Below are 22,854 nucleotides of genomic sequence, written 5' to 3'. Positions count from 1 at the left end.
TGGCCGGCGCCGCCCAATGTTCTGCTTGTTCTTCATGGACTCCCTTTGGGGTTGTTAGTTGCTTAACTATCTGTAAAAAATGAATTACAAAACCAGAGGACAGGGGAAGGAAGTAAGAACCCCAAAACGCATTACCTACGATTCGGGGCTTACAAAGTCTGCGACAGGGCAGCAAGTCAGATATGTCGAACCTTGCGAAATCTTACACAAAGATAATCAATCTTATAACCTGAGGCAATGGAAACAGAGCAGGAACATTAACTTGGCAAACTCCCGCAGCAGGGCATAGGCTGTTCACGAATCCGGTGGATTTAAGCGCCTTATTGCCCCGGGTGCCCGTAACTCGGCAGATCCCGCCGCTCATAGTGATATCGGTACTCCTCGTCCGAGATGGTCGTATCCCATACTCCGGCAGCCTTGGCCACAATCACAAATGCCAGCCAGATCCCCAAGACCGTCAAGGCGAACTGACGCGGGTTCACCTTCGTCTTCGGCGTCGGTGCCATGGTGATACAATCCTTGATGGGACAAACGGACTCGCACTTCAGGCAGCCCGTGCATTCCGGTGAAATGATTCTGAGCTTTGTCGCCACCGGCAGCCGCGACGGACACGCTTTCGTGCAGCGGTCGCAATCAATGCACGTTTCAACATTGCGCCGTATCTTCATCGGGCTCGCCCACGATACGAGCCCCAACATCGCTCCGTAGGGACAAAGATACCTGCACCAGAACCCTTCCACGAACACACTCCCGATCATCAGGATGGCGATGACCGATACTCCCACAATTCCGATCTCGACGAAGAACAGCAGCATCTTCACATCCGCCAGTTGATTGTACGGACTGCTCATGAAGGCCGCAATACCCGCCGCGCCCATCATGAAGAATGCATACAGAAACAGTCCCAGCAGGATGTATTTGATACTCATTAGAGCATAGTCCAGCCAGCGCGGCAGCAGCCATGTCTTGCCGAACAACTTGCGCCCCAGCATGGCCAGGCCTTCGCTGATGGTTCCCACCGGGCACAGCCACGAGCAGAATGACTTCCGCATCAGAAAAGCAATCGCGATGAAACACAGCGTCAATATCGCCGAGGCCGGATGAATTAGATTGAGTTCCCCGCGGGCAAACCAATCTATTACTCCCATGAGCCCCGAAATCGGCAGCCACCCCTCTACTCCGGCAGGGCGGGGAGGAAGCGGCCCCGTTCCGCCTTCCTGCAATGCACGCACAAAAAACCAGAACTGTATCCCAAGTAAAACGTTTAGTCCGGCAAAGCCGAGCTGGACGATATGCCTCGTCGTCCAGAACCCTTTGTACATCCTCCCCTTCGCCGTCCCCGGCACCGGCCGCTTCGGAGCTCGTGCTAACTCTACAATATCCATAACCTAATACCCATATTCTGACATATTTTGGACTATTTAATCCATAATCCAAACATAGTATACAAAATCCACAAGCCAGAGTGTCACAGAATTGTCATCTCAGTTTTCCCCCCAGTCCTCTCGGGGGATAAAAAGGGGGTAAAATGTCAAACAACTCCACGATCTACAGCGCGTCGTCATCCTGAATGTAGGCTCGGTGGAATGAAGGACCCGTCTGCTTCCGCCGAGCGGGGATTAAGCGAAGCGGTTCCCCGACGGAAACCCCCTCAATTCCCGCCGAGCCGGGTTAAGGTCCTCCGCAACCCGGCCGGAATCCGTTCTCCCTTCTGTCATCCTCTGTCAGGATCTACTCAAGCCAACAAACCATTTCAAGCTCAAACCACCAATCCCAAACACTTTGTCATCCTGAACAACGTGAAGGAGCTTGTCAACAAAGGTAACACTCCCAAGCGTGTCCAAAACTCCGCCGAGCGGGGATTAAGCGAAGCGGTTCCCCGCCGGAAACCCCCTCAATGCCTCTCCAAAATCTCAACTGACCCACCTAACTCCAATAAAAAATTCCGCAGTTGCCATCACAATCAAATATTGAACAAATGGTTACGTAATAATTTTATAAATAACACAAAACAGTTTGACAAACGTTCCAATCAAGCTTATATTACGCACGTTCGATCTGGGCACCGCCTCGGAGCCCTCGCGCCGGTGTCAATTGTCCAGCTCGACATGCTGGCCACAATCAGAGCACATCCATTCCCCCGTATCATCCACAAGTTTGTACTGCGATTCGTATTTTTTGCCGTGTTTGCTGATGTGATCCACCGCTTCGAGCAGGGCTTGGAATTCGTCTTCGCTGACAGTAGGGGAGAGCGAGATGCGCACCCAGCCCGGCTTTTCGCCGATGTGTCCTGAATCAAGCCGTTCCCGGATTTCTGCTGAGTGCGATTGCTCGATGTGCAAAAGCAGATGTCCGTACGGCCCCGCGCACATACAGCCGCCGCGTACTTGAATGCCGAACAAATCATTGAATAACACAGCCGCCAAATTGTGATGGAGGTCTTTGAAAATGACACTGAACACTCCCAGTCGTTTCGCGTCCGTGAGTCCCAGAATGAGAATCTTGTCATTCCGGATCCACTCTTTGAGCGCGCGCGTCATGTAGTCGTGCTCAATCCGCTCGATGCGTGCACTGCCGATGGCTGCTTTCATATCGAACGCCAGCCCTGCTTGAATGCTCTGCACAATCGGCGGTGTGCCGCCCGTCTCGCGGTGCGCAATGGACGACAGATAGCGATGATCCCACGGTGACGTATACAGCACCGTGCCCCCGCCCGGCTCCGCCGGAACTCGGTTGGTAAACAGATGCTTGTTCGCCACCAGAACTCCCGGAGTTCTCGGACCGCCCAGAAACTTGTGTACCGACAAGAAGACCGCGTCATAATATCCCAGCGGATCGTTTTCCGGATGCATATCTATGTCCACATACGGTCCCGCCGCCGCATAATCGAAAAAGGCGTAAGCGCCGTTCTCGTGCAGAACGCGCGCCAGCGCATGACAATCGTTCAGAATCCCCGTCACGTTTGAAGCCGCGCTGAAGGTCCCGTACTTGACTCTGCGATGCTTGTAGGCTCGCATCTTCTCTGCCAGGTCATTCGGACAAATACAGCCGTGCTCGTTCAGCTCGACATAAACCGTTTCCGCGATTGTCTCGCGCCAGCAGATATCATTCGAATGATGCTCCATCATCGAGCGGAATACCACCGGCCGCTCGTCCGCCGGTATGCGTTCCCGCAAATGATACTTCTCGTCCAATTGATCCGGAAGCCTGAGCCCCATCACGTGAATCAGCCGGTTGATTGTACCCGTCGAACCCGAACCCACCGGGATCACCACATCGTCTTCGCTCGCGTTCATGTACTTGGCAATTCTCTGAAACGCGTTCTCGAACAGCCGTGTCATGTGCCGCCCGGTGAATGAACTCTCTGTGTGTGTATTGGCCATGTACGGCAGCACACGCTCGGATATCTCTTCTTCCACATCGCGGTGAAATCTGCCCGATGCGATGAAATCAAAATACCTGAGCGGCTTGCGGCCATAAGGTGTCTCGATTTCCGCGCCGCTGCCGTAAACTCCGGCTCGAAGCCGCTCCAGAAACCTGCGCTCGTCTGCCTCGTCGCGAGTAACCACCGGACCGCGCGGCGAAGCCGACGTACAGTCGCAAAGCCTGTGCGAAAATGGCGCTGCTGGTAATTCCGTCTGCATGTGACCGTTCCTTAGAGTTGAATTCCGCAAGCCTGAGCAGCCCGCCTGAATATGTCTTTGTGAATGATTCTGCCGATTGGATAGAGGTTCGTTCGCTCGTCCCAATACGGAGAATGCTTGTACCAGTAGTTCAGCCGCTCGTTTGCCGACCTGGCAAACACCGAATCCGACTTCACTCTGCTCCAGAATTCACTCGCCGCCAGCGTGTCCTCTTTCATCAGCCGCTGCGCCATCGTATCAATGATGTCCCCGTCGCCACCCTCTTTTTGCTCAAAAATCTGCGGAAAGAACCCCCACTTGCAAAAGCTGTCCGGCCCGTTGGCTTCCAGCAAATGCATTACGCGCAAAGCTTTTCGATGATTCAGCGGCACGAATACCGAACCCTTGTTTATTGTCCATTCCTGTTCAACGGGAGGCTCCGTCCTGTAGTTCACACGGAATCTCCCTTCATAGGGCTTTCCGGCGAACTTCACGCTGTCCAAGTACATTGTTTCCACGAGCAGCGTGAGCGTCGTGTCAAACTCCAGCACCGGAATCTGATGCGCCTCAAGCACGTCCCTGACCTTCAAATAATACGGACGAGGAATCACATACGCAAGCGGGGGAACAACGGAGTGCTTGACCCGGTTGCTGAAAAGAGTCATCATCTTCTGTGCTTCCGGCTCCTGTGTCCAGTAGCGGATAGTCGCTCCGGCAATTTCTGAATCTCGCAATTCGGAACGGTGTCCCTTGAAGTCCACCCACGACGTATCATTGGAAATCTCAAAGTCGAGCGGATATTCTCTGCCGGTCGCGCGCAAGGTGTCCACCAGAGTCTGTATCTGTAAATCGGCCTCACGCGACATCGTGAGCAGGGCATCCTTCTCTTGCGCAAACTGCTCCAACGTCTCTTCGAGAAACACTTTGGTCGCGACAACCCGCTCCGCAAAAGGTTTGCGGCTGTGTGTTTCAATCAGCAGAAACGGCCGGCCAAGGAGAGTTCCAAAACCTGTTGAATAACGCGGCGGATAGACCTCCCGCGTCCATCCGCTGTTCGGATCGGTATAGTTCGAGAATGTCACATAGGGAACAAAATCGTAACCACGCTTTGCCATGCGGCTTGTGATTTCAGGCAAATAGACCTGAGTCGAATAGTCCTGAACCGCCGGAACTTCGCCCGACTCGGTACCCAGTCCCCATGTGATCACATATTCGTATTCCGCACCGTTGGTGACATGGATGTCCATCAGAAAATCCGGGTCAAGCTCATCAATCAGTTTCAGCATGGCCCGCATTTCCGGAGCATCGGCTTTAAGCCAATCGCGATTCAAATCCAGATTCTGTGAAGTGGTTCGCCGTCCCTGAACCTTCGGGCCTATCTGATTGATTCGATGAAACTCGCCTGTTCGTTCATGGCCATCCACATTGAAAATCGGCACAAACGCGATGCGCAAATTCTCCTCGACCGACTGAAATCTCGAAGTCAGCACGAGGTCACGCAGAAACATCAATCCCGCTTCCTTGCCGTCAATTTCGCCGGGGTGAATTCCCGCTACAATTAATACCAGAGGCTTTGCTTCATCACTGCCACCAAAGAGCAGGAGTGGCATGCCGCGCCCCTCGGCGCTGATGCCAAAAATGCGGCACTCAATCTGTTCGCTTGCTCCGTCGAGCCTGCGGCAGTAGGTCAAACACTCGGCATAACCGGATGTTTCAAGACTGTCCGAAAGCTCAAAGCGGGTTTGCCACTGCGGAGCAACCGTTTGCGAATGCGTCAGTCCAATGAGAGTCAGGACTCCCAGTAGGTACGAAAGTGGGCGAATGTGCATAATCCTAAGATACATATTCTCCTGCGGAGCGGCAAGACCGGAATCACGTTTTTCTAAACTTAGCCAAGTCAAGTTCTTAAACAAAAAAAGCTGCCTGGAGCAGACAGCCTTTGAATTACTTCCCGGTCAGACTTATTCTGCTCTGACCTGAAAGAAACGGAAACCGGTCGGGTCGGCGGAGAAATCCCAAATCCATGAGGCTGTCGTGCTGGTTCCCAGCTCCTGCGGTGACGTCTCAAGTTCATTGTTCGTGGTCGCGCCATAGATTCGATACTGCGATGCACCGGCCACCGGCTGCCAGTTCAGTACAACTTCTGAGTCACTTGTGACAACTACGGTCAGTCCTGCCGGAGGTTGAAGCTGAGTCAAGAGCGTATACTCGTCGGCGCCAATACACGGCACTGCCGCCCGCATGTCGCCGTCAATGTCCTGCGGGATTTCCGGTAACTGCAAACCGCGTGCGTAGAGCACTGTGTCCGTAGTCTGTATGTGCAAGTCCGACGATGACACATAGCGGGCATGCGCGCTGAGACTATGCAGGTCCTGACCGGTGGATTGCCACTCTGAAAGCGAAGAGAAGTCCTGAGTTCCCAATGCCGCGAATTTAAAGCTCGGCGAACTTCCCCACATGCAGTTGTAATCAGAGAGGATACTCGCGCCCGTCTCAACGTCTATGCCGTAACCCACGATATCATTCTCATAACCCATTACGCAATTATTGTAAATTTCGTGCTGCGTTCCGGTGGAAACGTAGATTCCCGCGTGGTCATTGTCGGCGGGTGAATCGCCGATGCGAATGCTGTTATTGGCGACGAGATGATTGCCGCTTGACAGATACACCCCGCGCGAGCGCAGCGAGGTCAATTGCGAGTATCCGTAAATGAAGTTGTTCACGATTTCCACATACGAGGTGATTCCTGGAGCGGAATAGACTCCGCACGCGCGGTTTGTGCGCGGACCGGGTGAATCGAGAAAGCCGTGAATCTTGTTTCCTTCGACACGAACTGAGCCCTCGTCTCCGAGCTGAAGTATGTAGACGCCGTAGCAGCCTCCTGCCGGACCCGCTGACGAGCCGGGAATTATGTCGTTTCCTTTGACCAGCGCGTTATGCTGATGGTCAACCCAAACTCCGTAATAGACGTCCGATATGTTGTTATCAATTACGACATTGCCGAGCGAGTTGATGTTCTCACTGTTGCTCAACGCGGCTCCGATATAGCAGCCGGAAATGGTGTTGCCGGAAATCTCATTTCCATGTGATGACGTGCCTGAGACTCTGATCCCGAACGTGTTCAGAATCTCTGAACCGCTGCCGGAGACTTGACAGTTGGTGACAACATTGTGGCAGGACATGTTGTCCATGAGAACGGCCGCTGCCGTTCCCGGACCGGCAAGTATTTCAACACCGTCAATTGTGACAAAGTCAGCGTCGCGAAATTCAATCACCGCTGTGCTGTTCCCGGCCGTTATGGCCGCTCCGGATTCTGCTGCGGGCGATATCGTTACCCGGTTAACAGAATCCGCGCCGGGAATATTGTACAAGACAAGCGGGCCAACGTGAAGAACGGGTGCAAGGAATACCGTTACCCGCGAGCTGACGCCCCGCCATTTCAAGTGGTTTGTCAATTCGTCAAGCGTGGAAAGCTCGGAGCGGCTCATGCCAACATAAACCGTGTCGGCAAGCGGTTCACCGGCGATGACAATCGATTGGGAAAGGGAATTGTTGGCGTTGACGACGTCGGAAACAGCATTCACCTGAAGTCTTAGTGTGCCAAAAGCCAGCAAAGTCTGCGGCGCGACCCAATTCCATATCTGCTCTGTTTGCGCTCCGGGTTCCAGTGTAACTGTCCGTGACTCAAGCGGCACTTCGTTGTAGAGCAGCGTAACTTCCGCATCGGTCACGGCGGTCTGTCCGATGTTGGAAACGACTGTCAACACCTGAGCAATTTCTCCTGCCGGCGCGGGCATGTTTGCCAGCTCAACCGATTCGGCCGCCAAGTCCGTCACGGCAGGCAGGAATGTGTATTCGTCCGCGCCAATGTCAGGCAGGGAGTCCCGCGGTTCGCCGTCTAAATCATAGATGAACGATGGTATACCCAGGCCGCGATTGGACGGACCGGAAGCATCCGGCCGAACATGAAACCCCGTGCTTGATTCAAATCCCGCCGTGGCCGAAACGCTGTTGCTGTCCTGTGCAGTGGAGGCAATCCACGCGGCGAGCGTTTGGTATTCGTTGTCGAGCGAGCCGGAAGCAAAGCGGAAAGCTGTGTTAGTTCCCGGAGCGTCATAGAGATTATGATTTGCGGTGATGGAGCCCGAATTCCATTCTATGAAGCGCGCAGTGGCGTCCGGGTCGGAAATCTCCACGATATTGTTAACCAAGCTCGCATACGTTTGAGTTCCTGACACTGCGATTCCGGTGACGGTTTGGGCATTGACATCGCCAAGACGAATCGTATTGAAGTAGAGCATCGCCGTTCCGCTTATCACAGACACCGCCGTGAGCGGTCCCAAGTTCGCGGAGTCGAAGTTGCCAATCCAATTGTTCACGGCGAGCAAGACTCCGTTCCCCGCTTCACAGGAGAGAGCCGTCAGCGAACCTGAAGCGAGTGCTCCAATGATGCTGTTGCGCTCCAACGTCACAGTGTCTTGCGGTGAAAGGCTGGAAATTCTTATCCCGTAACAAGGGGCGGGTGCACCGGAGTACCCCGCGCGAAGTTCACATTCCTGAATTTGCAGGCTGCGCTGCCAAGATGCGGTGATGCAAGAGCGTACGTTGTACACTCTGCACTCGCGGATGACATTGTTTCGCTGGTCACCGCTGCTGCTGCCGTCAAGGCGTATGCCCGAGTATGAATAGCTGATGTCAAGCTCGGACAGCGTGTTATCGCGGCAATTCTGTCCGATATACACTCCCGACGCATTGGACTGCTCTTGCGACGTGCAGAGAATGCGGCAGTTGCGAATGGTATTATTGTGGCTGCCGTTAATAATGGCGATTCCTTCGAGGGTGCCCGAGCTGCCCTGCAGAATCAAGCCTTCGATGGTTACATATGAAACATCGGACAGAAGTATCACGCGCTGTCCCGAAATCGGCGAGAGCTGCACGATTCCTTCATCCAAAGGTGAAGGCTTGACGTGCAGCGGAGATTCCGCGGATAGTCCGATGACAGACTCGAGCACGAGATTGTCATTATATATGCCGGGCGCCAGCTCAAGGGTCACCGGACCTGAAACACCTTGTGACGAGAGTGCAGTCGATGCTTCGAGGAGTGAATTGAAGTGCGCATCGAATCCACCAACGCGGTAGGTGCCCTGCAAAGGCTGGTCCACGACTGCAAACTGAAACGCACGCGCGTTATCGGAAGGGTTTGCGTCCGCGCCAAGCACGGCCTCAATGATGAGTTCGGCTGATTCATGCGCACCGACCGTGCTCCACAGCAGTGAAAATGTGTCCGCCTCCGACGGAGAAAGTGAAATCATCACTTCCGCCCGCGCCGTGTCGGCATAGGAAAGTCGCAACGGCAGCCCGGAGAGCCGTTCCCTACCGCGATTTTGCACAACGACCTCAATCCGGAGCAGAGAGTGTTCCGGGAAGGCCGTCGGCAGATCTATGACGTTCAGGATGGCTGCGTCAACCGGAGGAGCCAGATAGGTGAATTCGTCCGCCCCGATATCCGGCGGCTGAAAGCGAAATTCACCGTCTATGTCCACGGGAACGTCCAGCACGACCGCGCCGTTCTGGTGTGCGATTGCCGAAGTTTCCTGTAAGTGCAAATCGGCAGAAGAAGCAAATTGTGGATCGCCCGAGTAACTATTGGCATCATGCCCGGTTCCACTCTGCCATGATGCCAGGGTTTGGAACGCTTGGTAGAGCCAGCCAAGCCGGTAGCCCGTGCCGGTGCCATAGTAGATGTTGTTGTCGCAATCGACTGCGGCAGCCTGTGTCAGCATAAATGCATTGTAGGCCGGGCGAGTCGCTTCGAGATTGACCAAGATATTGTTCACAAAGGTCAAACGGGAATCGGCAGCCACCAGACCGTTATAGAGTGAGTAGGCGGCTCCGGTCGCGGCGACATCATTGACCAGAATGCTATTATTCAAAATCCGGTTCTGTCCGCCGGAAACGTAGATGGCGCGCACCTGCGAGGAACCTGTATTTTGGAACCCGAAAATAAAATTGTTTGATGCGCGCAGGAATGCCGTCGAGTTCAGAGGGTTGTGGCGAATCGCCACCGCGTAGCCCGTGGACGTGCGTATGCCGGAGAATTCATTGCCGCTGACAAAAACGCTGTCGGCGGGGTTCTGTGCGGCAATGGTAACCCCCGATGCACCATCACTGCCTGTGCCGAGGTTTGGCCGAATTTCGCAATTTACAACGGAAAAATTTGTCTGACGGCTGACATATATTCCGTGCTGCACGCTGTCAAACACGCAGCTTGAAACTCTGTTGTCCGAAGCGGAACTTTCCATTCCGTCGAAATAAACACCGTAGGCGGCCTTGCGGAATGAAGAGTTGTTCCAACGAATTGCGCGGACGGATGAGCCCAGCACTTCCACCAAACGGCCTGAGCCGCCCCCCTCATGTGTGCAGGCGGAGAGGCTAATGTTGGAACTTGTGCTGTCGATGCGAAAGAGAGGTGCGGAGGAGGTTGCGCCACGGAGTATCAGGCCTTCCAGCAAGACATTTTGCGCACCGTGAACACTAAACAACGGAATTGAGGAATCATCCGTGGCCAAAATGACAGAACCGTCCTCAATTGCGGATATGGAGAGTGTGTGTGAGACCGTGCCGGGGAAAGCCCCCAAACTGAAGGGGCCGGTTTGCTGACCGGGTTCGATTTTCAACAGGACATCGCCCCCGATACCACTGGAATTGATGGTATCAAGGGCGGCAGAAAGGGTGGGAAAATCGCCGTCGCGACCAACGACAAACGTGCCGGACAAAGTTGCCCAAGCAGGCGGGGTGTGGGAAAAGTTGAGGATGCAGAACAGGCAAGCAGGCGATAGCCAACGTATCATGCGATATCTCTGGTAGTCATCAAAACTGCGAAATCTTTTACACACCATAAAGTAATACATGAAGTATCTCGGGACAAGAGGTGCGGGAAAATTTTAGAAAAATATCCACATTTCGCGAGAGTTGCCGATTCACTACAACTGACCCTAATTTAGGTGGATTAAATAGTTGAGAATCTGGTCAAATTTACGTATTTTTGTCGCTTAGTTCTGTATTTTCAGTAATTCAAAAGGGTTTGTCTATCGAATCGCCTTTTAGCGGTATCGCGCAAAATCGCATCGAAACCAATCGATTCTGCATGAATACATCGTAATGACCGGGCTGGCCGGAGCAAAATCGGAGGCAAACCGAAATCAGAGTTTTTTATGGCCGGGAAGAGGCGGTCCCGCCCGGTTGTTCAGGAAAGGAAAACATATGGCAGCAGATATCAGAAAGACTTATGCCGAGCTTGAGACGCACTTCAAGCAGTATTCAACCCTGTCCGGCATCAGCGGAGTGCTGGGTTGGGACATGCAGGTGAACATGCCGCCGAAGGGAGCGCCGAAGCGGGCAGACCAGATTGCCATGATCAGCGGTCTGGCACATGAACGGTTGACGTCGCCGAAAGTCGGCGAAATGATTGCCGCTTTGAAGAATGCAAACGGTGAGCTTAACGAAGCGGAACGAGCCAATGTGCGGGAGATGGCAAGGGATTATGAGCGTGCGACCAAAGTGCCGCAGGAACTTGTTGAGGAACTTTCCCGGCAGGAATCGCTCGCGCACGAAGTCTGGGGACGGGCGCGCGAAAAAGCGGACTTTGCCATGTTCGCACCTGAGCTCGAGAAGCTCGTGAAACTTAGCAAGCAGCTTGCCGACGCATATGGCTGGCAGGGGACGCCGCTGAATGCTCTGATTGAAGGGTTTGAGCCGGGAGCGACGGTGGATTCGCTGACCAGACTGTTCGATGAAGTAAAGGCGGTGACGGTGCCGCTGGCTGAAAAGGTCATTTCTTCACCAGTGAAGGCGAAGTTTGAGTTTGAGAAGAACCGCTTTGCCGCCGAGAAGCAGAAAGCTTTCGGAGAAACACTGATTGAGAAAATCGGTTTTGACAAACAGGCAGGACGACTTGACACCTCAATTCATCCGTTTTGCTCGGGCGGATTGGGAGATGTAAGGCTCACGACCCGCTATAACGAGCACGCTCCACAGCAGGCGATATTCGGAATCATTCACGAAATGGGGCACGGATTGTATGAACAGGGAGTCGCACCGGAGACTTACGGCACTCCGCTGTCTGAAGCGCTGAGCTACGGCCTGCATGAATCCCAGAGCAGAATGTGGGAGAACTACATCGGCCGCAGTCTTCCGTTCTGGAAGCAATTCTATCCCGTTTTGCTGCAGCAGTTTGCCAAAGAGCTTGACGGCATGTCGGTAGAAGACTGGGTGCTTGCCGTGAATCACGTCGAGCGGAGTCTTGTGCGGGTTGAAGCGGACGAGCTCACATACGACTTACATATTATTCTTAGATTCGAAATTGAGCGCGACTTGTTCGCTGGAGTCATTTCGGTTTCAGACTTGCCAAAGGTTTGGAACAAAAAGGTTGAGACTTATCTCGGCGTAACGCCGCCGGACGATGGAAAGCAGGGTGTAATGCAGGACGTGCATTGGAGCAGCGGAGCTTTCGGCTACTTCCCGTCCTACAGCGTGGGGAATATTGCGGCGGGGCAGCTCTGGAAGAAGATGAATCAGGACATGCCGGCGATGAACAAGCAGATTGAAACGGGGAATTTCGCCGAGATTCTCGAATGGCTGCGAACCCATGTGCACCGGCTGGGAAGAAGATATTCAAGAGACGAGCTGCTCATCAAGGCCACGGGCAAACCGCTCGGGACGGACGGCTATCTCAACTATTTGACTGAGAAGTTCGGTTCTCTTTATCAACTTTAATTGACATTTAATCCTCGCGGCCCGCGGCGGCCGGCAGGTGATTCCGGAAACAAAAAGCCGCCTTTGCAGTTCGTAGAGGAGCAACTTGGCCGCCATACAAGGCACATTCTAAACGGAGAGAAATGAGAAAGTGGATTGCAATCGCGCTGCTGTTAGCCGTACCGTTTACGGCAGCGTTCGCCCGGGCAACGATTTCGGGCAAGATTAAAGATGAAGCAACGGGGGAATCCATTCCTGCTGTGGCGGTTGTCGTGGAAGGCGCCAATCGCGGGACGGCAGCCAATGTGGAAGGGTTCTTCTCGCTCCCGAATCTGGAGGACGGAGAGTACACGTTAGTATTCACCTCGCTTGGTTATGAGACGCTGCGCCGGTCCATCACGGTACGAAACGGAGAAAATCAGAACATTGACGTCAGAATGAAGGATGCGGCTCTGCAATTCAAGGAAGTTGAGATTCTTGCAGAGCGGGACCGTGAACCGGAGTATGCGCCAAAGGTTGCACAGATTGATGTGAATCCGCGCGAGCTTTTGAAGCTGCCACAGCTTGCAGAACCGGATTTGTTCCGGGCACTTCAGGCGACGGCCGGAATTCTCCCATCGAGCGATTTCTCCGCAGATTTGAATATCTGGGGCGGTTCCGGCGACCAGAACTTAATCCTATTGAATGGCATCAACGTATACAAGCCGACGCATTTGGGCGGATTGTTCTCGATTTTCAACATGGATGCCGTCAAAGATGTGAAGCTGATTAAGGGTGGATTCGGCGCGAAGTACGGCGGCAGACTATCGGCTGTCGTCGATGTTGCAGACCGCGAAGGAAACCGGAACAAGGTCGAAGGCAAGGTCGGTCTGTCGTTGTTGTCGTCGACAGGTTTGCTGGAAGGGCCGTTGCCGCACGGCTCCTGGCTTGTGGCAGGACGCAGAACCTACATCGATGCCGCGACAAAATTGTTCAAGAGTATGGATATCATTGAAGACGAGTTCCCGTACTATTTCTACGACTTCAATGCCAAGCTCACACGCGACTTTGCGAACGGTGACAGACTTTCGCCGTCCGGATATTGGGGCGATGACATTCTGCAATTGTCTTCCGCGACGGGTGACCGGCTTAGACTGAAGTGGGGAAACCGCACGTTCAGTCTGCCCTATGTCCATATTTTCTCACCCAAGCTCTATTCGCACACGACCGTTGCCGGAAGCAAGTTTTACGGACGGCAGCGGTTTGAGACGACGGACTCCTGGTTTGAGTGGAACAATGAAATCACAGACGTCACTGCCGAGACCGACTTTACCTATTACGCGAATGCGCGCAACACCTTGGATTTCGGTGCCGAGGCGAAGTTCTTCGATTCGTTTCTGGAGGGAGTTTCATCGGATTATCTTGTCGGACATAACGACTACAAGGGAAATCTGTTGTCCGTTTATGTTTCCGACGACTACCGACTGACGGACAAGTGGACCATCAGCCCCGGGCTCAGGCTGGAGCATTACAGCATTAACAATTCAGAAGAACTGACTCCGCGATTGGCTGCGCGCCGTGATTTGGCTCCCGGAATGTACGTCAGCGGAGCATGGGGACTTTACACTCAATACTTGCAGCAGATGCGCGTGGGTGAGGACTTCGCCTCGCTGTTTGACTCGTACGTACCGTTGTCCGAGAGGTTCGGTATCGCGCGTGGACAGCAGTTCGCCGTGTCATTTGTCGATGACAGTCTGGGACGGTTCAAAGTATCGGGCGGCGCGTACTACAAGAATTTTCAGAATATCGCGCAGCTTGATTTGTTCAATGCCAAGGACGACGGAGACACCGATTTGGAGGACTATGTCCGAATGGGCAAAGGATATGCTTACGGTATGGACTTCACAATCGGAGGGTCCTTTGGAGCGTACGACATGAGTTGGGGATATGGCTGGGGACGCTCGCGGAGAATCTATGAGAGCTTCAGCAGCTTTGAGCCCATTGACAACGGTCTCTCGTTTCCTGCATTCTTTGACCGCCAGCACAATACGAATATCTTCATGAGCAGAAAGGTGCGCAACCGCGGAAGTCTGGAAGCGCGTTTGAACTACCAGTCCGGACTGCCTTACACTAAGCCTGAAGGCGCCTACAGCCCCGGATTAGAATTGCCGCCGCATTACTTCTTGCAAGGCAGAACCAACGGTGAGAGGTTTGACGCATATGTGAGAGTGGACGTGGCATATCGACTGAAGTATGAGTGGAACTGGTGCACGTTTATGCCCTACATTGAGATTATCAATGTTCTGGGGCGGAAGAACCCGCTCACGCTGTCACCGGACTTCACGACAAATCCGGTCGGAATCGAGAAAAACGGCCAGTTGCCGTTTCTGCCCACATTCGGCTTTACAGCGGAGTTCTAAACTATGAAATACATTTCGTACATCCTGCTGACTCTGTTCAGCACCATCCTGTTTTCGGCGTGTGACGATGAAGCTCCATCTGTCTACGAAGAGAAAATTGTCGTTGACGGTTTCATGTGGATCGGGCAGAGAATGGAAATTCGACTGACTCACACTGTGCCGACGACTGACCCTTACTATGCGGATTCGGTCAAGGTGACCGGAGCGAACGTGTTTGTGACGGTCGATGGCGTGACGCACGCACTGACTGAAGCAAATTCGGGGGAGCCGGGTTCCTATGCGGCGGCGGACTCGGTGCAAGTTGTCACGACAGGCAAGCGGTATGACTTGCTCGTGGCGCTTGACGGTGACACTCTGCGCGCCTATTCAACCGCAGTGGCACCGATTGAACTGACGGAAACCGTGCTGGTCGATGTTAATGGTGTGATAACCGATTCGGCACCCGACACGCTCGAATACGGCGGGGATGAGCTGAGGCTCAGTTGGACGACAGATCCGGCGAATTTCGGATATGCGATTCTGACGGAAAGTCTGGAAGAAGGGAAATTTGGTGAAGAGTGTGACTTTGGTGATGACAACGGACCGGGAACGTATTTGTCCATTTGGAGCACGCGGTTCATCAACTCGCAGGACATTCCATGGCTGAACTTCTGTTACTCCGGTCCGACGCAGTTCAGAGTATTTTCGTGTGATTCAATGTGGTGGAACTACGTTTCGACCATCTTAATCGGTGATTTCCGCAACGACCCGGTCTCCAATATCAGCGGCGGCCTCGGAGTCTTTTGTGCTGTGGATTGCGACACCTTTCAAATCATGGTGACCGACACACTGGAAGATTAGCATTCCGGTCTGCTTAATGTAAAATGCCCTGCGGAAAATCCGGAGGGTGTTTTTTTGCTTGACTTTCCTGAAGTTTCGCTCTACATTCTGGAAACTTGGAAAACGGGTCCCAAATCATACTCCGCGGAGGTGTCCCATGGAGCGACGAATCTTTTTGGCATTGTTGATTGTTTGTTCAGTAGCTGCGGTTGCCGTGGCAAAAAGCGCGAAGGACCTCATCGTCGGCCCTGTTGCGACAACGGCCTTTGAACAGGTCCTGGCAGGTTCCATTGAACGCGTTCCGGGAGGTACGCTGGATGATGAAGGCGGGACGCCGAACTCGACATGGGCGCGAGCGGGCGGAACGTGGTATGACTATCAAACGAACGGAACACATGGCAAGCAAATTGCCGTCGATGCACAAGGGAATGTGCACGTCGTTTGGACGAATGGAGAGCAGGACGGCTCGGCGGAGCGGCACATCTATTACAACTGCTGGCCGTCCGGCATTGACAGCTTCATTTTTAACGGCGGAGTCCGCGTGGACGCCGGAACGCGCGCGGGCTTCTGTAATGTTGTCGCGGCGCCGAACGGGTTTGGATTTCCGGGTTTTCATGAAATCATTGGAGCGCTGCCGCATGCCACGGCATCCATAGACTTCCTCAACTGCAGTGGCGCATTTACCGGTTTTGAGGTACCATATCCGGCGGGTGAGCCGCAGATTATCTGGCCGCATATTGATCAGGACCGCCACGGCAAGATTCACATGGTGGCCACTGAGAGCGGCGGCGCAGGCGCAGAGTATTACGCGCGCGGCGTGCCCATTTACGACAGTGGATTCGGTCTGGAGATTGATTGGGAGCAGTCGTTCCAGACGCCGTGGGAAGAGGCAACGTTCATTACGATTGATGTGGCGTGCTCGCGGATTTCAGACAAGGTGGCGGTGGCGTGGATTGCCGATCCAGTCGACCCGGCGGGATTCGTGGATGACGAGAACATCATGCTCAAAATCTCCAACGACGGTGGCTTGACGTGGGGAGAGACGATTCCCGTGACAAACATTCCGGCGGTGGACACGACATGCTTCGGGAACGGCGGCACCTATGAAGAGTGTGTCGGTGACACGTTCCGTCCGTGGCTTGATTTGTCCATTATTCTCGATGACGAAGACAATGTGCATATTGCCTTCACGGCGCAAGCGTATTTTGCGATTGACGAAACGGGCGCCAACGGACCGTTCGGCTTTGTGTATGCGACTCTGTGGCACTGGGGCGAGGACAGACAGGAGTTCAACCTTATCAATCATGCCTATTTTGCCAATGATTCCGTGGCTTTGGGTGTGAACAATTTGATGTGCCATCGTCCGAGTCTGGCCATTGACACGACGAACGATTATCTATACTGTTCGTTCCAGCAATTCGACCAGCATGCTTTCAGCGATGCAGGCTATCCGATGGGCGAATTTTACATGAGTGTCTCGACGGATAACGGGCAGACATGGGCGGTGCCAACGAATGTCAGCAACACACCGGGAGAACCTAACCAACCGACGGGCAATGATCCGAGCGAGCGGGATATTACGACGGCGAAGTACGTGACGGACGGGATTATTCACACGCTGTATTTGCATGACTACGCTGCGGGCAGCGCGGTGGCTTCGAGTGGTCCTGAAGGTCCGACAAGTAACAATGACATGATTTACATGCGGATTCCAGTGGGCGATATTCCGACGACTCCGCTGCAGGAGATTTGGGCATTCCGTTCAGACTCGACAGGCTTCCCGAATATTGGTGCCATTGGTGATGAGCGCGCCGAGGTGCCGCAGGGATTCATGCTGCATCAGAATTATCCGAATCCATTTAATCCGACTACAAACATCCAATTTGATTTGGCGAAATCCGGCAACGTCAGTTTGACGGTGTTTGACGTAACGGGCCGCGAAGTGGCGGCGTTATTGGATGGTGAATCGCTTGGTGCTGGAGTTCACACGGTGAGTTTCGACGGCGCCGGCCTGGCGAGCGGAGTATATTTCTCGAAACTCGAAATGGGCGGAACTTCAATGACGCGGAAGATGGTACTTCTTAAATAGCTGGCGTGCCGCTGGACTGATTGCGCTGTCGCCTGCGCTAAAAGTGAACCATTTGCCTGACAACGGTTTCGGAACAATATCACACAAGCACCTCCGGATAACGGGGGTGCTTGACTTTTGTGGAGTTTCGGTCTAAATTCAGAGCATGGGTCCCGCGTCCATTTTTCACCGGAGGTGTCCTGTGAAGCGCGTGGTTTTGTTCAGTTTAGTTTTGGGGTTGGTTTCGGCCGTCTTTGCCCAAGAGGGCGGTACGCCCAATTCGGTGTGGATGTATGTGGGGAGCACGTGGTGGGATGCGCAGACGAGCGGATCAACCGGAAGGCTGATTGCGGTTGCAATTGGCGGACAAGTACATTTTGTCTGGACTCAAAGCGGTTCAACACAGACTTTTCGAGAAGCTTATTACAATTGTTGGAATACTGAAGCTGGAAATCTGGTCTTTGATACAGGTGCGGCGATGGGGGGTGAGTGGAGATCTGGTTTTCCAACGGTTAATTCCGGGCCGTTTGGACATGCGATTGCTGTTTATCACGTTAATGGAACAACCAGCACTTACCTTCAAGGCTTAATCGAGTTTCTGCCCTGCACAGGAGCCTTTCAGCAGTCCACTCCTCCCTATTTTCCTGAAACGGAGTTGACAATGTACGGAAGGTCGGATGTTGATTCGCACGGTAGATTGCATCTTGTCGGGACAGCAGATGGAGACTCAGTACAGATGTTTCACGTGGGCGGCACACCCTTTTACGAAGAGGGAATGGGGCTCTTCGTTGATTGGGATTCTCCATACCAGGTTTTCGATTCGAGGGACTTCGTTTACAATTCCGAGGACATTGCCTGCTCGCGGATATCCGAGAGAGTCGCAATTGCCTGGATTGTTGATCCTCCGGGTAGTCATGACCCAGAAAATATTGTGATGCAAGTATCCGAAGACGGCGGCCTGAATTGGGGTGAGATTACTCCGGTAACGAATTTGCCGCCGATTGATACGACTTGCACGCTTTCTCCGCAGATTTGCAATGGCGATACGTTTCGACCTTACCGCGATCTTTCAATCCTCTTCGATGAGGATGATAACGTGCATATCTCGTTCTCCGCAAGTGGTTATTACTATTTCGACGAAACCGGCGAAGCGAATCCTGTCCGGACAATTCTGTCGTCAATTTGGCATTGGTGTGACGAGACAGAGCAATTCAGCTTGATCGGTCAAGCCTGGGAACCGCCTGATATCATGTCTATTGGTAGCGCCGATTTGATGTGCCAGAAACCGAGTCTTGCAATTGATACGACGACAGGTTTTCTATATTGCGCTTTTCAGCAATTTGACCGTCATGCTTACAGCGTGAGTGGTTGGGCAATGGGGGAGTATTACTGCAGTAAGTCACGTGACAATGGGCGAAGTTGGGCTGTGCCCACCAACGTGAGTAACACGCCGGGTGAGACGAACATGCCCGAAATCGCGAATCATCCAAGTGAGCGCGATATTACCATCGCCAAGTATGTGAATGAAGGTGGGATTCACGCTCTGTATATGCACGACCGTTCAGCCGGAACGTACTTCTGGCAGGAAGGTCTTCCAACCGAGAATGACCTTGTGTACATGCGAACTCCGACTTCAGACATAGCAGCATTTCCGTTGCAAGAAGAGTGGGAGTTTCGAGCGACGGAAACCACAGTTAATGACCGAAATGTGGCTGGTCCTTCCACGTTCATGCTCTATCCCAATTACCCCAATCCGTTTAATCCTGCTACGACTTTGCAGTTTGATTTGGCGAAAGCTGGGGTTGTTAAGTTAGCTGTGTTTGATGTGTTGGGAAAGGAAGTTGCGAGGCTTGTTGATGGCAGAATGAGTGCGGGTGCGCATTCAGTGGAGTTTGACGGTGAGAAGTTTGCGAGCGGAGTTTATTTTGCGCGGTTGTCGGTGGGGAGCTTGGCGATGGCGCGGAAGATGGTTTTGTTGAAATAGGAAATTTGAAAACAGGAAATAGTCAGATTCCGGCGGGGAACCGCTTCGCTTAATCCCCGCTCGGCGAGTAGAGTTGTCGAGTTGCTGAACATTTTACCCCTCTTAATCCCCCTAGAAGACTGGGGGGAAATCATACTAATATGACACTTGTACCACCTTACATTGAATCATTAATTCCATACAAGCCGGGGAAATCCCCCGAGCAGATTCGTGAGCAGTATGGGCTCAAGGACATTATCAAGCTTGCATCGAATGAGAATCCCATCGGGTCTTCGCCGAAAGGAATTGCCGCTTCGAAGGACTCCTATCACGACATCAACATTTATCCCGATGGCGGGTTGATGCTGCGGAACAGGCTGGCCAAACTTTATGAAGTGAAGCTGGACAATGTGGTTGTCGGAAACGGGTCGGAATCCATTCTGGCTAACATCGTTCGCACGTTCATGTGCGACGACGAAGAGGTGCTGACTGCGGAGGGCACATTCATCGGCATTTACGTCGCGGCATGGTCGCGCGGTGTGAAAATGATTACTGTTCCGCTGAAGAATTTCGCGTTTGACCTCGAGGCGATGGCCAAGGAGATTACGCCGAAAACGAAAATCATTTATCTTGCAAATCCGAATAATCCGACCGGCACGTATTTTACAAGGCAGGAATTCGAGCACTTTATGACGAAGGTGCCCGATAAGACGCTGGTTATACTCGACGAAGCGTACTGTGAGTTCGCCGAGGATTTTCCGGACTACCCCGACTCGATGACCTACCGGCTGGACAACGTGATTACGCTGCGGACATTCTCGAAGGCGTACGGATTGGCGGCGGTGCGCATCGGCTACGGCTTTTGCCATGAAGACTTGTGCCGCAACGTGCTCAAGGTCAAGCTGCCGTTCGAACCCTCCATTGTGGCGCAAGCCGCCGGAGCGGGCGCGCTGGAGGACACCGAGTTTCTGAAATTAACTCAGGACACGAATCGCAAAGGACGCGAGCTGATGCCGAAGATTTACGACGAGCTCGGCTTGAAGTATATTCCATCGGCGGCGAACTTCTTCATGCTGCCGTTTGAGACGGAAGCGCAAGCGCTGAAGTTTTCAGAGGAACTCGAGAAACGCGGTGTCATCGTTCGTCCTCTGCGCGGGTTCATGCTGCCGCATTGTGTGCGAATCACTATCGGCACACCGGAACAGAATGAGATTTTGGCAAACGCGCTGCGGGAGATTTGTCTGCAAAGCGCGTAGTGGTCCCGGTCAGAAAGGAAAAAGCCCGCATCCGTGCGGGCTTTTTTATGTCAATCATCTGTTGGTGATTGCCGGGCTGTTTGACCCTCGAAAAACCGTGCGGGAGACAGTCTCAGAATCCTGTGACTTCCGTGATGTAGATTTCACCGTTGTGGACAAACGCGACGCGTGTGCCGTCACGGTTCAAGGCGGGTTCGTCCGGCCAAAACTGGTTGATTCCCATGACGGACCGGGACTGGCCAACGGTGAGATCGTGGACAATCAGTTCGGCGTATTCGATGTCAGGCTTGTCGCGCAGAATTACAACCCGGTTACCGTCGGCTGACCACGATGGCCAGCGGCCCTCGCCAAGGTCAATTACATTGCCCGATGAAATTTGAATCAAGCGAACGGTTTTCTTTGTCCCCGTCTGTAACACGGCCGCGACTGTTTCGCCGTCGGGAGAAATCTCAAAGCCTCTGACCTCTTCACCTGAACCGGACTTAAAGACGGTCTTGCCGTCCGTGTTGGTGACGGTCAGTTCACCGTTATCCAGATAAACGCCCTTGTCCCAAGGTTGGTTGTCCAAAGTTTTCAGCGGGGCGGTCAGATTTTCGCGGTACATAACCTTGTTTTCAATCAAATAAGGGCCAAGAATCGGGCTGGAGTTTCCGGTCAGCATGGTGTTGTCCTGCTGGTAGAAGGAGCAGGAGACCAGCCGGTCGGGGCGGCCCTTGATGGCAGCGGCGATGCTGCGATAGACTATTCGCTCCTCTCCGGGGGAGAAAACGAAGCGCCGCCCGACGCCTTCAAGATTAGCGACCCGGTACAAACTTTGCTTCGCCTTTATCTCGTTAAGTTCAACGACATAGAGTTCGTCCTGATCGGCTGTCGTGTAGGCGATGAAGCGGTCATCCAGGCTCCAAAGTGGGGCAGAGAGACCACGTCCGGTGAAGTCAGCGGCCTTCTTGGGTGCTGCGACGCTAAGCACAGTAAAAACAGATGTGAACAGTAGGGTCAGCCAAAGTGGCAGACGATGCACCTGAAACAGGCCTGCGGGGGAATCCAGGAAATCTTGTAAACGGAGTTTGAACATCTCAACAGTTGATTTTCGTAGAACTTGCGGGGTCGTGAGGGTTGACTGCTTCACAAGAATTGGTTATCTTTCTATGCCCTGCATGGTTTCGATACTGTGCCGGGGGTTATATCATTTGTCTAAATCAATAGAATATAAATACCTGAGCGAGGATTTGCAAGACATGGCGCGGAAATTTGTATTTTTCGTCTGGAGGAATGGGAATTCCCCTGTTCCTGAGGCGGACTGGCATTGCCCGACCGGGCTGAATGGCCGTTCTGTTTCCTATACCCCGGCGACTCGACTTGAGTTCCGTACGTGTCCATCTCGTGAGAAGTTTTTTGCTTTGGAGGTTATGTGATGAAGTTTAAGACATTGCTTTTCGCCGGATGCATCTTGCTGGTTTCAGGATTGGCAAACGCGCAATTCAATGCGATTATTTACAACACGGGCTGCGAGCTGGCGGACGCTTGTGTGGGCGGCACGGGTTATCCGGACGGGACGAAGACCGTTCAGATTTTCTGGGATGCGAACAACAACGGTCCGACGGCTGATGACGTTCAGCCGGTGGTTGGCGAAGGATTTAATGAATGCAACTTCAATAGTCTACTTCTCAATGGTGAGGAAATGTTGGGTTGCGCAGGGGGATTTCTAACAGATCCGGCCTTCACAATCGTGACAGGAACTCCTCTGCCTTCTCGGTATTGGCTGAGAGTATGCGATGACGCCAACTCGATCATGTGGATTTCAACTGCTTTTACGATAGCAAACGGTTTGAATGAATATGACATCAGCACAATCGGCGGCTGGACCTGCGTGGAGGATACGGTGTGCGGCGGCTGTCAGGCTCCGCCGGCTGTACAGGGTGTACTGGCTTCGGACAATTCATGCGCCAACGTGACGATTTCGTGGACGGCT

General features: G+C 53.2%; 12 protein-coding genes. 7 read left to right on the top strand and 5 right to left on the bottom strand.

Going from position 1 to position 22,854, the window contains the following annotated elements:
• Positions 1-320: 320 nt before the first annotated feature.
• The 4 genes from HUU59_09920 to HUU59_09905 form a co-directional block, all read right to left on the bottom strand.
• Complete coding sequence (locus tag HUU59_09920) at positions 321-1,385, bottom strand: 4Fe-4S binding protein (protein ID NUO19753.1); 1,065 nt, start codon at positions 1,383-1,385, stop codon at positions 321-323.
• A gap of 705 nt (positions 1,386-2,090) precedes the next feature.
• Entirely contained in the window at positions 2,091-3,644 is a 1,554-nt protein-coding gene (locus HUU59_09915) for an aminotransferase class V-fold PLP-dependent enzyme (GenBank protein ID NUO19752.1), read from the bottom strand.
• 11 nt (positions 3,645-3,655) lie between these two features.
• On the bottom strand, positions 3,656-5,536 hold the full coding sequence (locus HUU59_09910) for a M14 family metallopeptidase (GenBank protein ID NUO19751.1): 1,881 nt from the start codon (positions 5,534-5,536) through the stop codon (positions 3,656-3,658).
• Between the two features lie 48 nt (positions 5,537-5,584).
• On the bottom strand, positions 5,585-10,474 hold the full coding sequence (locus HUU59_09905; GenBank protein NUO19750.1) for a hypothetical protein: 4,890 nt from the start codon (positions 10,472-10,474) through the stop codon (positions 5,585-5,587).
• Between the two features lie 412 nt (positions 10,475-10,886).
• Between HUU59_09905 and HUU59_09900 the strand changes: the two genes are divergently transcribed.
• The 6 genes from HUU59_09900 (at position 10,887) to HUU59_09875 (ending at position 20,882) form a co-directional block, all read left to right on the top strand.
• Complete coding sequence (locus tag HUU59_09900; protein NUO19749.1) at positions 10,887-12,398, top strand: carboxypeptidase M32; 1,512 nt, start codon at positions 10,887-10,889, stop codon at positions 12,396-12,398.
• Between the two features lie 122 nt (positions 12,399-12,520).
• Positions 12,521-14,776, top strand: a complete 2,256-nt coding sequence (locus tag HUU59_09895; GenBank protein ID NUO19748.1) for a TonB-dependent receptor — start codon at positions 12,521-12,523, stop codon at positions 14,774-14,776.
• Between the two features lie 3 nt (positions 14,777-14,779).
• A complete protein-coding gene (locus tag HUU59_09890; protein ID NUO19747.1) occupies positions 14,780-15,616 on the top strand; it encodes a DUF4249 family protein in 837 nt (278 codons plus the stop codon).
• 136 nt (positions 15,617-15,752) lie between these two features.
• On the top strand, positions 15,753-17,684 hold the full coding sequence (locus HUU59_09885; GenBank protein NUO19746.1) for a T9SS type A sorting domain-containing protein: 1,932 nt from the start codon (positions 15,753-15,755) through the stop codon (positions 17,682-17,684).
• A 181-nt stretch (positions 17,685-17,865) separates the two neighbouring features.
• Positions 17,866-19,647, top strand: coding sequence for a T9SS type A sorting domain-containing protein (locus HUU59_09880; GenBank protein NUO19745.1), 1,782 nt, complete (start codon positions 17,866-17,868; stop codon positions 19,645-19,647).
• Between the two features lie 140 nt (positions 19,648-19,787).
• Positions 19,788-20,882: a histidinol-phosphate transaminase gene (locus HUU59_09875; GenBank protein ID NUO19744.1), complete on the top strand. Its 1,095-nt coding sequence runs from the start codon at positions 19,788-19,790 to the stop codon at positions 20,880-20,882.
• 112 nt (positions 20,883-20,994) lie between these two features.
• Here the strand turns inward: HUU59_09875 and HUU59_09870 are convergent, their stop codons facing one another.
• Positions 20,995-21,903, bottom strand: coding sequence for a PD40 domain-containing protein (locus HUU59_09870; protein NUO19743.1), 909 nt, complete (start codon positions 21,901-21,903; stop codon positions 20,995-20,997).
• 393 nt (positions 21,904-22,296) lie between these two features.
• On the opposite strand from HUU59_09870, the gene HUU59_09865 reads away from it, so the two are divergent.
• On the top strand, positions 22,297-22,854 hold a 558-nt coding region (locus tag HUU59_09865; protein NUO19742.1), incomplete at its 3' end, for a hypothetical protein.

Source organism: bacterium (assembly GCA_013360195.1).
Classification (GTDB): Bacteria; Electryoneota; RPQS01; order RPQS01; family RPQS01; genus JABWCQ01.
This window is presented reverse-complemented; position numbering and strand designations above follow the sequence as displayed.